The 13455-nt window shown below is 56.8% G+C and carries 13 protein-coding genes; 1 reads left to right on the top strand and 12 read right to left on the bottom strand.

Annotated features, from left to right (window positions below; translation table 11 throughout):
* The 5 genes from FC75_RS13260 to FC75_RS11185 form a co-directional block, all read right to left on the bottom strand.
* Nucleotides 1-92 (bottom strand): helix-turn-helix domain-containing protein (locus FC75_RS13260; protein WP_420843325.1); only part of this gene is annotated, 92 nt, incomplete at its 3' end.
* The gene (locus FC75_RS12745) at nt 89-502 is read right to left on the bottom strand and encodes a helix-turn-helix domain-containing protein (RefSeq protein WP_156403621.1); all 414 of its coding nucleotides are present in this window, start codon (nt 500-502) and stop codon (nt 89-91) included. The genes FC75_RS13260 and FC75_RS12745, both read right to left, overlap by 4 nt.
* A 107-nt stretch (nt 503-609) precedes the next feature.
* Nucleotides 610-1263, bottom strand: a complete 654-nt coding sequence (locus FC75_RS11175) for a TetR/AcrR family transcriptional regulator (protein WP_054662939.1) — start codon at nt 1261-1263, stop codon at nt 610-612.
* Nucleotides 1264-1271: 8 nt separating this feature from the next.
* Nucleotides 1272-5537, bottom strand: a complete 4266-nt coding sequence (locus FC75_RS11180) for a 2-hydroxyacyl-CoA dehydratase (RefSeq protein ID WP_056989929.1) — start codon at nt 5535-5537, stop codon at nt 1272-1274.
* Between the two features lie 22 nt (nt 5538-5559).
* Nucleotides 5560-6006 carry a flavodoxin gene (locus FC75_RS11185; protein ID WP_056989930.1) on the bottom strand — a complete coding sequence of 149 codons (447 nt, stop codon included), beginning with the start codon at nt 6004-6006 and terminating at the stop codon, nt 5560-5562.
* 460 nt (nt 6007-6466) lie between these two features.
* Between FC75_RS11185 and FC75_RS11190 the strand changes: the two genes are divergently transcribed.
* On the top strand, nt 6467-7288 hold the full coding sequence (locus tag FC75_RS11190; RefSeq protein ID WP_056989931.1) for a Cof-type HAD-IIB family hydrolase: 822 nt from the start codon (nt 6467-6469) through the stop codon (nt 7286-7288).
* A gap of 48 nt (nt 7289-7336) precedes the next feature.
* Here FC75_RS11190 and FC75_RS11195 read toward each other — a convergent pair whose 3' ends face one another.
* From FC75_RS11195 to FC75_RS11225, 7 genes are all read right to left on the bottom strand, one after another.
* Nucleotides 7337-8026, bottom strand: a complete 690-nt coding sequence (locus tag FC75_RS11195) for an ABC transporter ATP-binding protein (protein WP_225350712.1) — start codon at nt 8024-8026, stop codon at nt 7337-7339.
* A 23-nt stretch (nt 8027-8049) separates the two neighbouring features.
* Nucleotides 8050-9165 (bottom strand): hypothetical protein, encoded by a 1116-nt coding sequence (locus FC75_RS11200; protein ID WP_056989932.1) that lies wholly within the window; start codon nt 9163-9165, stop codon nt 8050-8052.
* A 12-nt stretch (nt 9166-9177) separates the two neighbouring features.
* On the bottom strand, nt 9178-10302 hold the full coding sequence (locus tag FC75_RS11205; protein WP_056989933.1) for an ABC transporter permease: 1125 nt from the start codon (nt 10300-10302) through the stop codon (nt 9178-9180).
* Nucleotides 10299-10550: a hypothetical protein gene (locus FC75_RS11210; protein WP_054662925.1), complete on the bottom strand. Its 252-nt coding sequence runs from the start codon at nt 10548-10550 to the stop codon at nt 10299-10301. Before FC75_RS11210 ends, FC75_RS11205 begins: the two co-directional genes overlap by 4 nt.
* 167 nt (nt 10551-10717) lie before the next feature.
* Nucleotides 10718-11191, bottom strand: a complete 474-nt coding sequence (locus FC75_RS11215; RefSeq protein ID WP_054662922.1) for an S-ribosylhomocysteine lyase — start codon at nt 11189-11191, stop codon at nt 10718-10720.
* Between the two features lie 30 nt (nt 11192-11221).
* Nucleotides 11222-12082 carry a MetQ/NlpA family ABC transporter substrate-binding protein gene (locus FC75_RS11220; RefSeq protein WP_056989934.1) on the bottom strand — a complete coding sequence of 287 codons (861 nt, stop codon included), beginning with the start codon at nt 12080-12082 and terminating at the stop codon, nt 11222-11224.
* 334 nt (nt 12083-12416) lie between these two features.
* On the bottom strand, nt 12417-13367 hold the full coding sequence (locus FC75_RS11225) for a hypothetical protein (RefSeq protein WP_056989935.1): 951 nt from the start codon (nt 13365-13367) through the stop codon (nt 12417-12419).
* Nucleotides 13368-13455: the final 88 nt, after the last annotated feature.

Here is a 13455-nt window from a genome sequence, read left to right on the forward strand (position 1 = left end):
TCTTTGGCCTTGAGTACCCAGGAACGAGCCTGCTGGTAGGAGACCTGGAAATGCTCCGCAGCTTCGCTGTAGGAGTGCTTATACTTAGTCACATACTGACCACTTCAATTCGCTCTTCGAATGTTGTTTTCCGACTCATAGTGGGGACCTGCTTTCTGAACGGCGATGCCGTCAAAGTCTTGTCCTCATTATACTTGGAAAGCCATCTGCGGAGTTGTGCCGACGAGCGAAGACCGAAACGCATGGTCAGTTCAGTCAACGTACCTTCACCAGCTTGATAAGCCAACACCGCTGCCAGTTTGAGCGATGATGTATAGTGCTTATTCTTCCTAGCTTCACTGAGGCCTTCAAGACCATCACGCTCATATCGCTTCTGCCATCGAGCTAGCAGGCAATGACCCAGACTGTGTTGACGCTCAAATGTCGTGGCTCCAAGACCTGACTGTCTGGAATCGTCCAGAAGAGCTAACTTCTCCTCTGCTGTGTACCTTGATCTAGGCATACAAATATCCCTCCATGATTGTCAGATGAATTATGATATTTCATCTGACAACCACAAAGGGATTATCGCAGCCGCATCCAAACGGCGCGAGATTTTTTTGTCTACGGTTACGCCTGGCCGCCGGTGAATGCCGGCAGTAGCGTCGCAACAATTTCTGCCGTGGTTTGCTCCACATCCAGTGACTCCTCAGACAGCATGATATTCGGCATGACATAGCCCAGCGCCAGACCGGAGACGCTGCGCACGATCCGCATCGTCGGCCAATCGTTCAACTCGCCGCTCTGGCGAAAATGATTCAGGATCGCATCCAGGCGCTGCTCGATCAGATCCTGCAACCGTGCCGTCAGCCGCGTGAGAATTTCCGGGTGCTTGCTGATTTCCTGCCCCATCACCCGCAGCGCCTCACGGTTTGCCATCGCAAAGCTCAGGCGGTTTGCCACGGCGTAGGAGAGCAACTCGGCAAACGATAACTCGGTGTGTGTCGCGAGATCCGTCAAAAACGCATCGGTCGCCTGTGGCAAAATCTGCGCTTCCAGCGGCGTCAGAATCACTCGCAGAATGCCTTCCTTCGTCTTGAACCGTTTCAGGACCGTGCCTTCGGCAACATGCGCGGCGCGCGCAATGTCTAAGGTCGTGGTGTTGGCAAACCCCTTTTGGGCAAACAAGGTGAGGCTGGCCTGAAGCACTGCCTGCTGTTTTGCCGATAACTCGCCAACAGTACTCGCAACGCTGCACGGGGCCACGATTTCTTGTTCTGTCATGATTCCTCCTACTGCGCCTGAGCCAGCGCCTGCTTCTTGGCAGTGGCCAGCATGAGGCGGATGCGGTTGAGCTGGTTCACAACGCTGGTGCCAGGATCGTAATCGATCGGGGCAATGTTGGCGCCAGGAAAACGGCGCCGCAGCTCCTTGACCATGCCCTTGCCGACCACGTGGTTCGGCAGGCACCCAAACGGCTGCATACAGATAATGTTGGGCGTGCCGTGCTTGAGCAGCTCGATCATCTCGCCAGTCAGGAACCACCCTTCACCCGTTTGGTTGCCCAGACTGAGCACCTTGCTAGCGTCATCGGCGATGGCATCAATGGCCTCGATGCCGTCAAACCGTTCAGAGGCGGTCAAGGCCTGCTGCAGCGGCTTTTCGCACCAGTCGATCAGCTGCATGGCAAACTTGGCGAACCATTTTGCTTTTGCGCTGGCCCCCAGGTGATCATAACGGTACAGCTGGTTGTACAGCGAGTAATTCATGAAACCGACGATGTCCGGCACGACGACTTCCGCGCCTTCACGTTCCAGCAGGTGGACCACGTCGTTATTCGCGATGGGCGAGTACTTGACCAGAATCTCGCCGACAACCCCCACGCGCGGCTTACGCCCTGCCTTGAGCGGCACGGTGTCAAAATCACGCACGATTTCGGCCACGTTGTGCTTGAACGCCTTGAAATTCCCCGCTTCGATCGACGGCCGCACCAGCTTCAGCCAGCCGGCGTGCATGTGGTCGATCGTTCCAGGCACTTTTTCATACGGCCGCGTGCGGTACACCACGCGCTCAAACAGGTCCCCGTACAAAAAGGCAATCGCCACCCGTTTCAGCAGTGGCAGAGTGAAGCTGAAGCCTGGAGTTTCTTCGACCCCTTGGTTGCCCAGCGACAGTGACACCACCGGAATTTGCGGGAAGCCGGCGTCCGCCAGCGCCTTGCGAATCAGCGGAATGTAGTTCGTCGCGCGACACCCGCCGCCGGTTTGCGTCATCATCACGGCAGTTTTGTTCAGGTCATACTTACCGCTTTGCAGCGCCTCCAGCATTTGCCCAATCGAAATGATGGCCGGATAGCAGGCATCGTTGTTGACGAAGCGCTGGCCGACGTCAACGGCGGCACGGTCATCTGCAGGCAGGTTCACCACGTTGTAGCCTGACGCCTGCAAGGCGACATCCACCAGCCCCTGCTGATGAATCGGTGACATCATCGGCAGCAGCAGCGTGTAGCCCTGCTGTTGCATCTGCGGGGTGTAGTTGACCGGCGCCGGTGCTTCTGCCAGCACCTGTGGGCGAATGCGCCGCGTTTCGCGCTCACGCACCGCCGCCTTCAGGGAGCGCAGACGAATCCGAATCGCACCCATGTTAGTGCCTTCATCGATTTTCAGGCAAGTGTAGAGGCGGTTATGCTGGGTCATGATTTCTTCGATTTGATCGCTGTCGATGGCATCAATGCCGCACCCGAAGGAATTCAGTTGCACGAACTCCAGCTGGGGGAATTTCGCCGCGATTTCCGCCGCGGCGTATAGGCGTGAGTGGTACATCCACTGGTTGACCACTCGCAAACCCTTCACATCGCCGAGGTGCGCGATCGAATCTTCCGTCAGCACATGGAACCCTTCGGCCGTCATCAGCTGCGAAATGCCGTGATTGACTTCCGGATCCAAGTGATAAGGGCGCCCTGCCAGCACGATGCCGTGTTCGCCGGTTTCCTGAATCATGCGCAGGGTGTCTTCGCCGCGGTCTCGCGTCACCTGTTTGAAGTGTTCAAGTTCGGCAAACCCTGCATCCAGTGCCTCTGCAACTTCCGCCTTGGTGACGCCGAGGTCCTTGAAGCACTCGTATAGATTCTTCGCGGTTCCCTTACGATCGGCTAGGTTCAAATAAGGCGAACGGTAATCGACACTGCCGTTCACGATTTCGTCCACGTTATTGGCGATCACCGCCGGGTAAGACTGGACAATCGGGCAGTTAAAATGATTCTGGGCGGTTTTATCCTCGTTCACTTCGTAAACCACGGCCGGGTAGAAGATCCGCTTGCAGCCGCGATCGATCAGCGCCTGAATGTGCCCATGCACCTGCTTGGCCGGGTAGCACACCGTGTCGCTGGGAATGGTTTCCATGCCTTTTTCGTACTGCTTCTGGCTACCCTTGGGCGACAATTCCGCCCGGATGCCAAGCTTGGTGAAAAAGGTCTGCCACAGCGGGTAGTTCTCGTACATGTTCAACACCCGCGGCATCCCCAGCGTGCCGCGAGTCGCCAGCTTGCGGCGCAGCGGCCGGTACGCAAACAGGCGCTGATACTTTTCCTGCACCAGGTTGACCTTACCGTTGGACTTCGGCACGCGCAGCTTAAGCCCGCGCGCCTCGCCGCGCTCGCACCGGTTGCCGGTGACAAACCGGCGGCCGTCGTTAAACACGGTAATGGTCAGCGCGCAATTGTTCTCACAGCCGCCGCAGTGCATGTATTCCTTGTTGAAACTGAGGTCATCCATGGCGGCAACGTCCAGCATCGTGGTCTGATCGCCGGCCTGGTAATTTTCTTGGGCAATCAGGGCCACCCCGTACGCACCCATCAGTCCGGCAATGTTCGGCCGCACCACCTCAACGCCGGCGATCTGCTCAAACGCGCGCAGCACCGCCTCGTTGTAAAAAGTACCGCCTTGGCAAACAATGTGCTGCCCCATGTCCTCGACGCGCCGCATTTTAATGACCTTAAACAGGGCGTTTTTGATAATCGACATGCTCAGGCCGGCGGCAATGTCACCGATCGTCGCGCCTTCTTTTTGCACCTGCTTGACCTTCGAGTTCATGAAGACCGTGCAGCGACTACCCAGGTCGCTCGGGTGCTTGGCCAGCAGTGCCGCCTGGGCAAAGTCGCGAATGTCGTAGTTCAAACTCGTCGCAAAAGTCTCTAAAAACGACCCGCAGCCGCTGGAGCAGGCCTCGTTCAACTTAATCGTTGAAAGAGCCTCATGACTGACGGTCATCGCCTTCATGTCCTGACCGCCGATGTCGAGGATAAAATCGACATCCGGCTCAAAATACCGCGCGGCCTTGTAGTGGGCGACGGTTTCCACCTCACCGATGTCCACATTCAACGCGTTTTTGATCAAATGCTCGCCGTACCCAGTCACGGCGACCTTGCCAATGGTGACCCCGGCCGGGAGTTTTGCGGTCATATCGCGCATAATTTGCTTGGTTTTCGCCAGCGGATCGCCGTCATTGGAGTCGTAATAGGTGTAAAGCAGCTTGTCGTCTTCGGAAATCAGCGCCACCTTGGTGGTCGTCGAACCCGCGTCAATCCCAAGAAACGCGGTGCCGCGATAGCTGGCCAAATCACGCGTGGCCACTTGAGCCTTGGCGTGACGCTTGCGGAACGCCGCCAGCTCTTGGTCGTCTTTAAACAGCGGCGGCAGGGAATGCGCCGGCTTCATCGCCGAGTCATCCCCATTTTCGAGGCGGTCTAATAACGTCGCCAGCGTGACCTGCGGTTGGTCATTGGCGTACAGTGCCGCGCCTTTCGCCACAAACAGCTGGGGATCGGCGGGAAAAATGACTTCGTCCGGCGTCAGGTTCAGCGTCTCAATGAAGCGCACCCGCAGCTGGTCCATGAAGTACAGCGGCCCGCCAAGAAACGCCACGTGGCCGCGGATTTTATGGCCCGCCGCCAACCCGGAAATGGTTTGGTTGACCACTGCCTGAAAAATGCTGGCCGCGATGTCGGCCTTCGCCGCGCCGTCGTTGATCAGCGGCTGCACGTCGGTTTTGGCAAACACCCCGCAGCGGCTGGCGATCGGGTAGATTTTGGTCGCGTCCTTGGCCATGTCGTTCAGACCATTGGCGTCGGTTTTCAGCAGCGTCGCCATTTGGTCAATGAACGCACCGGTACCGCCGGCGCATGAGCCATTCATCCGCTGTTCCAAGCTGGCGCCAAAGAACGTGATTTTCGCGTCTTCGCCGCCCAGTTCAATGGCCACATCGGTTTCCGGGATCAACGTTTCTACCGTCTTGGTGCAGGCGATGACCTCTTGGATAAACTTCAGCTGCAGCAAATGCGCCAGCCCAATCCCGCCGGAACCGGTGATCGTGCACTGCACCACCGTCTGCGGGTCAAGCTCGGTCATTGCTTCCTTCAGCACACGGGCACTGGCCGCCTTGACGTCCGAGTAATGGCGCTCGTACCGCGCAAAAATCGTTTCGTGCTGGGCATTCATGATGACCAGTTTGACCGTGGTCGACCCGACGTCGATCCCTGCAACATACGACTCTTTTGGCATTCGACTACCTCATTTTCCGTGACTACAGCGCAACAATCGCACTGACGACCTGATCAAGTTGGGCAAAATCTGCCGCGTCGGGCTCAAGATCGATTTTGACTGACGACGCGACCTGCTTGGCCCCGGTTTGTTCAAACGCTGCGGTAAATAGATCGACGGCTGTGCAGAACTGGTCATAAGTTGAATCACCGCTTCCGCACACCGCATACTTGAGGTCCGGCAGTTCGAGTTCCTCTAGGTCTTCGTAGAAATCCATGGCTTCTTCAGGCAATTCGCCATCGGTCACCCCAGAGTAGGTATACGACGCCACCACAGCGACGTCATAGTCGGCTAAATCGTCGGCCAGCGCCTGACTCATTTCTTCGACGTCAACGTCAGCGCCCCGTGCCTCCAATTGCGTTTTTAAATAGTCGGCAATGGCTTCATTATTACCAGTCAAACTTGCGTACACGATTTTAACTTTCGTCATCTTATCCTCCAGGCAATGTAATGTGAGTACTCACTCATTAATGCATGTTGAGCAGTGATTTTTCAAGCGAAATGTCTCACAATATCATGTGGCACAATTGATGGCGCAGCAATCGATAACAAGCATTCCCGTCGACTGCCACATCCGCATCGCCCGTCTACCGGATTGTCCATGCGCTCACAAATGTTTTTAAATTACCTGGTGGGATCCGTCGACAACATCCTGTAACACAAAAATAATCTAGGGTGCTGGCACACCTAGACCGAGGTGAAAAAAGGGTTTCCGTGGTTGGTATCGCCTTGCCTTTAAAAAATGAGGACGAATGCGATTGCCCCACGGCGCGATTCTTCCTGGCTCGCACCGGTGGCATTGCGTTTGAACCGCGCCAATCGCACTGGACTTTAGTATAATGAAACCGCTTAGATTTGTACCCACAACAATTGTTAAAGGAAGGTCACTCATGTCACCTTACACTGTTTTCATGGATATCGATGGGACGCTCGTTGGCGAAAGCCAGTATCCCAGCAAGCGCGTTGTCGAGACCATCGCCAAATACCGCGCGCAGGGGCACCGCTTCTTCATCGCCTCCGGCCGGCCGCTGTTTTCCGCCACCATGATGGCCGACCGCATCGGTCCGGACCTGGACATTATCTGCTCCAACGGCACGGTCACGCGCATTGGCGGCAAGGTCGAGGCCCAGCACCTATCGACTAATGCACTGGAGGGGATTTGGCGAGTCGCCAAGAAGTACCAACTGCCGCAGTACTTTTTCACGCTCGAAAAAGTACTTTACTTAACGCCACTGCCTGCCGCCGTCTCCGCTGACGGCAAAAACCGCATCGCCGGCGAAGACCCCCACAAATACGTGGCCATCGACACTCTCGAACAGCTGCGGGCAAACAGTGGCAAGATTATCAACGCCATCGCCATCGACCCCGACCTGGAAAAAATCGCCCGCGCTCGCGTCGAGATGAACGCCCTGCCCGATGTGGATGCCTCAAGTTCCAATATCGACAACATCGAAATCACGGCTCACGGCGTCAACAAGGCCACGGCAATCATGCGCGTGTGCCGAGAGCTCAACCAGCCGCTGGCGCGCACCATGGCGTTCGGCGACGGCTCCAATGACCTGGAAATGTTAAAAACCGTGCACTACGGCATCGCCATGGGCAACGCCAACGACCAGGTGAAGGCCGCCACCAAGTTCCACACCGTCGACCTGGCGCATGATGGCGTGGCGGTTGCGCTGGATAAGTTTCTCGGCAGCCAAGAACAAAATTAATTTCAGTATCATAAAAGCCCGGCAAAATCGCTGGGCTTTTTGTTTACTCTAAGGTTCGAGCAGCTTCTCATCCACGGCGAAGAGCTCATCGTACTTCTGCTGCAGATCGATGGCCGCCGTCTGGAAGGTCTGGAGGTGAGCGTCCTTCAGGAACATCACGCTATCGGCCATCGTGGTCACGTTACCCAGCTGATGCGAGGACATCAGGATGCTCTTACCCTGCCCCTTCAGTTGCGAAAAGACGCGCGTGAACAGCTCGATGCTGGTTGGATCTAGGCCGTTCAGTGGCTCGTCAAACAGCAGAAGGTCGGCGCCGGAAATCAGGTACATCCCCAGCAGCACATGCTGCTTCATGCCCAGCGACATGCTGGCCACCCGCTTCTTGCGGTACTTGTCCATACGCAGCACCTTGACGACACGGTCGACCGATAGCTGCCCGCCCCACACGTCCTTCACGTAGCCAAACAGCTCGTTGGGATTGAGACCCTCGTATAGCCTAGTGGAATCCTCTAGGAAAAAGAGGTGCTTCAAAAACTCCTGCCGGTCGTGCCAGGAATCGTGGCCAAGCAGACTGACAGTACCGTGCTTAGGACGCAGCAACCCGGTCACATTGCGCAACAAAGTGCTTTTCCCGGTGCCGTTCGGGGCCACGAGGCCAACGATGGTGCCCGCCTCGATCGTAAAGCTCAGGTCATCGAGGATCGGCTGCTTACCATAATTAAAGGAAAGGTTTTTCACTTCAAGCAAGAGACTCACTCCTTTCACGCGGCCTGGCGCCGGTAGACGACAACGTGGCCGGCAATCAGGAAGACCGCCGCCCAGGCGAATAGCACCGTTAGTCCCAACAAGCCCTGGCCACCGAATGGCCCGGCAGGATAGGTCTCCTGACTATCCATTAGCATCCAACTGATGTCGGTGTGACTGCCAGGCAGAACCTGCAACACCCCTGAAAGGGACGGCAGCCACTGCATGACAGTCCGGCTCGGCAGCATGACCACGGCGGCCAAGGCGAGCACAGTGGTGATCAAATTGGCGTGCCACTGCTTGAGCAGCAGCGCCAGCCCCGTCAGCATCAAGCTCACCGCAAGCAGGCCCAGCAGGTAGAAGGCCAGCGCCTTGAGTACCGGCACGATGATGGCACGCGTATCAGCTTTAAAGTCGACCCCAGAGCCCGAGAAGAATGCGGTCTGCCACGAGCCCATCCCACCCCGCGCGATGACGGGCACCGCCATCAGCATCAATGCCAGCAGCACCATGCCAAACGTGGTCAGGCCGATGACCACCTGCTGATTGAGCAGCACCCGATTCGCGCGCATGGGCAGAAGGGCGGCGAACTCGTCACGTTTGCCGCGCCCCATGGTGGTCAAGAAGGCGACCAGCACCGCAAGCGCCAGCACGATGTACGTGCTGTTACCAAAATACATCACTTGGTTCAGGAGATAATTGGTGAACGGCGTCTGGGTATCAACAAAATCATAGAACGGGACGTGATGCGCTGCAAGGTACTCGTACTTGGGGGCGCGCATGTCAGTAGCGGCGAAAAAGGCGGCCACTGCCTTGGGATAGGCGACCCGATCGCCCGCGTTGACCGCCGCGGTCACTTTTTCCGCCAACGGCAAGAGCTTCTTGGCCTGCTGGTAGTTCATGACCGTGGGCGGCGCCTTGGGGCCGGCTTTAATCACGCGCCGGATCGTCGCTAAATCGCGCGATTCCATCACGGTGATGGCATCGTCGCGCAGGATGGCAGCGGGAGTGCCTCGGGCCACCATCGACCCGCGCAGCATCGGCATTAAGAAAAGCATCGTCATCACCAGCGGAATCAGCCAGATCGTGGGCCGCTTTAGGGCGAGCAGCCACTCCCATTTTTGTTGTTTCATCGCGTTCTCCTTCTATAGTCGTTGTCGCCGCGTCGCAACAATCAAGCTCAAACCGCCCAGCACTGCCGCCCAGCCGGCCAGGATCAGCGGCCCCCAGCCCGGGGCAAGAATCCCCACGGTCCCTTGAGGCAACAGAGTCGCTGCGGGGTCCAGGTACGGGAACGGCGCCCAGGGGCCAAGCTGAAGCGTTGGGCCAAAAACGCACAACCCCGCGAGCAGCAGTAACACCACAAAGTAATTGCGGATGAACTGCTGCAGCAAACTGTTCACTGCCGCCATGAAGGCCAATAGCGCCAAAATGCTGAGCAAAAACAGTAGCACAAACCGGCCGGCCGTCATCACTTGGACGGCTTGGCCCGCCGGGGCAAAGGCCAGCGGATAGCGCACATCCCCAAAGCCACTGGTGAGCACAGGAATCACCAGCGCCAGTGCGAACACGGCAATCGTGGTCACAGCGGCGATAAACCAATAAACCAGTTGCTTGGCCAAAAGGATCGTTTCCTGCCGCACTGGCACCAGCGCCGTGACCTCACCGACGCGGCTGCGCTTATCCCAAATCAGATAGTAACTGCTCCACACCGCGATAAACAGCAGCAGCCAAAGTGCTGGCACCCCGCGCTGTAGCGTGCGCGCAAGGGCCAGGCTAGCCGGCAGATTAGTCGCGGCCGCCGGCATAAAAACTTGATGGCGTTCAATCAAGATTTTTAGTACCGCATAGTCTTCTCGGGCCGGCAGTACGTCTATCGGTGTGCCACCGGTGTCGACATAGACCCGGCCGGCCTTGATCTGCGCCACCATCGACCGGCGCAGGCGGTACATCAGCTGAGTGAGGCGCCATGGCGACGCCTGGTTCTCAATGGCCGAAGTCAGCGCATAAAGCTGGTCTTGCTCCTTGCGCAGGTCCTCCTGAGTCGGCCGGGCCCCTTTTGCATCGGCTTTGTCCGGTGCCTTCTTCTGCAGCTTGGTATCCGCCTTCATCAGTTCTTGGAGTGCCGGCACTTCCACGTCGTAACCACTGCTTGGCGCCAGGCGCGCGGTGTTGGGCCACATGAGAAGTAAGGCGAACACGAGCGCGAAGCCCAGCCAGCCCCAGTCGCGCACCACGCGCAGCCACTCAAAGCGAATTTGTCGGCTCATTGCAGCCGCCTCCTTTGACCGAGGCTTAGCCATAACCAGGCTACGGCCAAGATTCCGACGGTCCAAGTCAGCAGCACTGCGATGCCACCGCCAACTGAAAGCTGAGGCCAGCTCGCATCACGAAGTAAGAGCGGCGCCGACTGCCATTGCCGCAACGACACAAACAACACCAATAAATCCAGCAACAGGCCGACCAGTCCCCGCTGCCAAGGTTGCTTCTTCCATTCCAGCCCCACCAAATGTGTCATCGTACTTCCCCCACTGACCGCGTGCCCCAAAAACTAAGAATTTTTCTCATTATACTACGATTAATTAATCATATGCTCATTTTCGTAAAAAGTATTAAGCGCTTACAGTCCGGGATAAAAAATGGCGCCACCGCGAACGGTGACGTCTGCACGATAACAACTGGCTGTTAAACTTCGTGGCGCTCGAACGGATCGTCGGAGATGCCGCGGCTGAGGATCAGCTTCGCCCATTCCTTGGCGGAAAAGAGGCTGTGATCCTTGTAGTTGCCGCAGGACTTGATGGTCGTGCCTGGCACATCGTCCCAGGTCACGTCGTTCGCGATGGCTTCCAGACTGGACTTCAGGGCCTTGGCCACTTCCGTCGTGCTGTGCTCGCCCCAGGTGATCAGATGGAACCCGGTGCGGCAGCCGAACGGCGAGCAGTCGATAACGCCGTCCATGCGGTCGCGCAGCAGACTGGCCAGCAGGTGCTCGATGGTGTGCAGACCCGCCGTATCGATTGCGGCCGTGTTCGGCTGCACGAGGCGCAAATCGTAGTTCGAAATTGTGTCGCCTTTTTGGCCGTGCTCCTCAGTAATCAAACGGACATAGGGTGCCTTGACCTTCGTGTGATCCAACGTGAAACTTTCAACTTTAGCCATAAATAATGCCTCCTAATATTTTTAGAACAGTCACTCGAGCTCACTGATCGGTTCTTTGACCTCAACTTTGGTGCCATCAAACTTTTGCTTCAACCAAGACTGGATGGCTGGCTTGCGGAACAAGGTGACTAACTTCTGGTACTGCTTGTTGTCCTTTTGGCTGGCGCGGGTGGCCAAAATATTGACGTTGCCCTTAGTGGTCTTGTCAACCTTCTCATGGTACAACGAGTCTTTCAGAACATTCAAGCCGCCTTGGAAGGCAATGGTGTTATTGATCAGCACCAAGTCCAAGTCCTTCATCACGCGTGGCCCAGTCGTATCGTCGATTTCTTTGAACTGCAACCCCAACGGATTTTTCGTCACGTCTTTAATGGTGCCAAGCGCGTTGAACCCTTTTTTGAGCTTGATCAATCCCGCCTGTTGAAGCAGTAACAACTGCCGCGACTCGTTTGCCGGGTTGTTCGCGATACCGACCGTTGCGCCATGGGGAATCGCCTTCAGGGACTTGATCTTTTGCGAATAGATCCCGGTGGGCTCCATGTAGGTCGTCCCTAAGGCGACCAGTCGTTTACCCTTGGCCTGGGTCCGGTTGAAACTCTTGAAGTAATCCCACGACTGGAACGCATTGACGTCAATCTCACCTTCCTGCGTGGCGCGATTCAACTGCACCCCATCGCTGAAGGACTGCACTTGAATTTTTAACCCTAACTGCTTAGCCGCCTGACTCTTGGCGATGTGCTGCCAAGCCGCGACATCTGATCCAACTGAGCCCACCTTGATCACTTTGTCTGCGCTGCCAGTTGCTTGCGCGTGGTGCTGCTGAACGCAACCAGCTAGCAGCACTGTCAGTCCGGCGGCTAGGACCAGCAAAGGCCTGACCCATTTCTTCATCTTGTTTCCCCCTTTGCAACAGTCTTTCATCGCAAGTTGATTTCTAACCGCGCGCAAAAAAACGCCCCTTGATCCAACGTTCAGTTAGACCAAGGGGCGATTGATCGCGGTGCCACCCTTGTTTGCGAAAAAGCTTCGCCTCTAGATACCTGTTGATACCCGGCAATGTAACGGTTGCACCCGGCCCCACGGCGTGAACCGTGAAGCAGCTATTTGGAGCTCATCTTCGTCAACTTGCGACGCACCCTTTTACACCGGCCGGGTTCTCTAAATCGCCGCGCAATGACTACTCTTCTCCGCAAAGCACATAGTAGAAATCAACTTTAGGGCCATACTAGCCCCGTTTTTTCATCGTGTCAACAGCGTTTTCTAATTTTTTTGCCACTTCTTCTGCACGCCGGCGGGCGGTCATGCGCATGATTGCCGCCGCGATCGACATCGCGATCCCGATGATCAATATCACGCCTGCCAAGATGCGCCAGGTCGGCGCGGCCGCCGCCTGAATCTGCTCGATGACAATCTGACTGATCCCACCAAGGCGAATGTACTGCGCAAGCGCGGGAATTGAAGCGACCAGCGCACCCAGCCCGGCCAGGATGGCAATGCTGTAAGTCAGGCGGCCGGTCACGCGCAGCCAGCGCTCCCAGGAATGCGAACAAATCCGCATCACCGTTAAGACAATGACTCCTAAAATTGCCCCGACGATGGCCGCGGTTTGACAAATCAGCACCATCATTGGGTACGCGATGCCGACCCCGTGCATCATCATCGTGTCGAGAATCATTTCGTTGTAGTGCGCGGCGATGGCCTTTTCAACGGACACGCGCACCTCACCGGAATACTTAGGATCAACGTGCTTGGCCGCGACCGCCAGCCGCTGGTTCAGGGGCTTGAGCAGCGGCTCCAGGGTCATGTTGCTGGGGTCAGCCTTGTTAATGTACGCCGGGTCGACCCATTTGCTGTGAGCCGGCACGTCGCCGAAGTTGGCGCTGATGGCGAGCCCGGTTTCCAGCCCGTGCTTGAGCGCCTGCGGATCGATCAGCTGCGTCGTTTGGGGCAAATCAACGCCGGCCTTGGCCGCCTGTTTCAGGGCGCTTTTGTTCATCGTCTCCTGCAGGTTGGTCAAGCTCTGCCGGTTGGTGACGGCCTGGATCATTTTATCCGTGTTGCCAAACGTCATCGCAAACCCTAGTCCCACGCCAAAAATGACGAGCACCACGCAGTAGATTAAGCCAAAAAGCATCAGCCAGCCGCGACTGACCGCCGTGTACCGATTTCGTGCCATAAATGTCCCTCCACGACCATTATACCGAAGTCGGCCGGTCAATGTCGGACCACATATAGTGTTCACAGTGGTCCGCCGCCACTACCCG

Source organism: Lacticaseibacillus camelliae DSM 22697 = JCM 13995, assembly GCF_001436615.1.
Classification (GTDB): domain Bacteria; phylum Bacillota; class Bacilli; order Lactobacillales; family Lactobacillaceae; genus Lacticaseibacillus; species Lacticaseibacillus camelliae.

Excerpts from the sequence above, each read along its gene's own strand:
- FC75_RS11215 (WP_054662922.1), bottom strand. The coding sequence starts at position 11,191 with ATGGCTAAAGTTGAAAGTTTCACGTTGGATCACACGAAGGTCAAGGCA.
- FC75_RS12745 (WP_156403621.1), bottom strand. The coding sequence starts at position 502 with ATGCCTAGATCAAGGTACACAGCAGAGGAGAAGTTAGCTCTTCTGGAC.
- FC75_RS11225 (WP_056989935.1), bottom strand. The coding sequence starts at position 13,367 with ATGGCACGAAATCGGTACACGGCGGTCAGTCGCGGCTGGCTGATGCTT.
- FC75_RS11210 (WP_054662925.1), bottom strand. The coding sequence starts at position 10,550 with ATGACACATTTGGTGGGGCTGGAATGGAAGAAGCAACCTTGGCAGCGG.
- FC75_RS11220 (WP_056989934.1), bottom strand. The coding sequence starts at position 12,082 with ATGAAGAAATGGGTCAGGCCTTTGCTGGTCCTAGCCGCCGGACTGACA.
- FC75_RS11185 (WP_056989930.1), bottom strand. The coding sequence starts at position 6,006 with ATGACGAAAGTTAAAATCGTGTACGCAAGTTTGACTGGTAATAATGAA.
- FC75_RS11200 (WP_056989932.1), bottom strand. The coding sequence starts at position 9,165 with ATGAAACAACAAAAATGGGAGTGGCTGCTCGCCCTAAAGCGGCCCACG.
- FC75_RS11180 (WP_056989929.1), bottom strand. The coding sequence starts at position 5,537 with ATGCCAAAAGAGTCGTATGTTGCAGGGATCGACGTCGGGTCGACCACG.
- FC75_RS11175 (WP_054662939.1), bottom strand. The coding sequence starts at position 1,263 with ATGACAGAACAAGAAATCGTGGCCCCGTGCAGCGTTGCGAGTACTGTT.
- FC75_RS11205 (WP_056989933.1), bottom strand. The coding sequence starts at position 10,302 with ATGAGCCGACAAATTCGCTTTGAGTGGCTGCGCGTGGTGCGCGACTGG.
- FC75_RS11190 (WP_056989931.1), top strand. The coding sequence starts at position 6,467 with ATGTCACCTTACACTGTTTTCATGGATATCGATGGGACGCTCGTTGGC.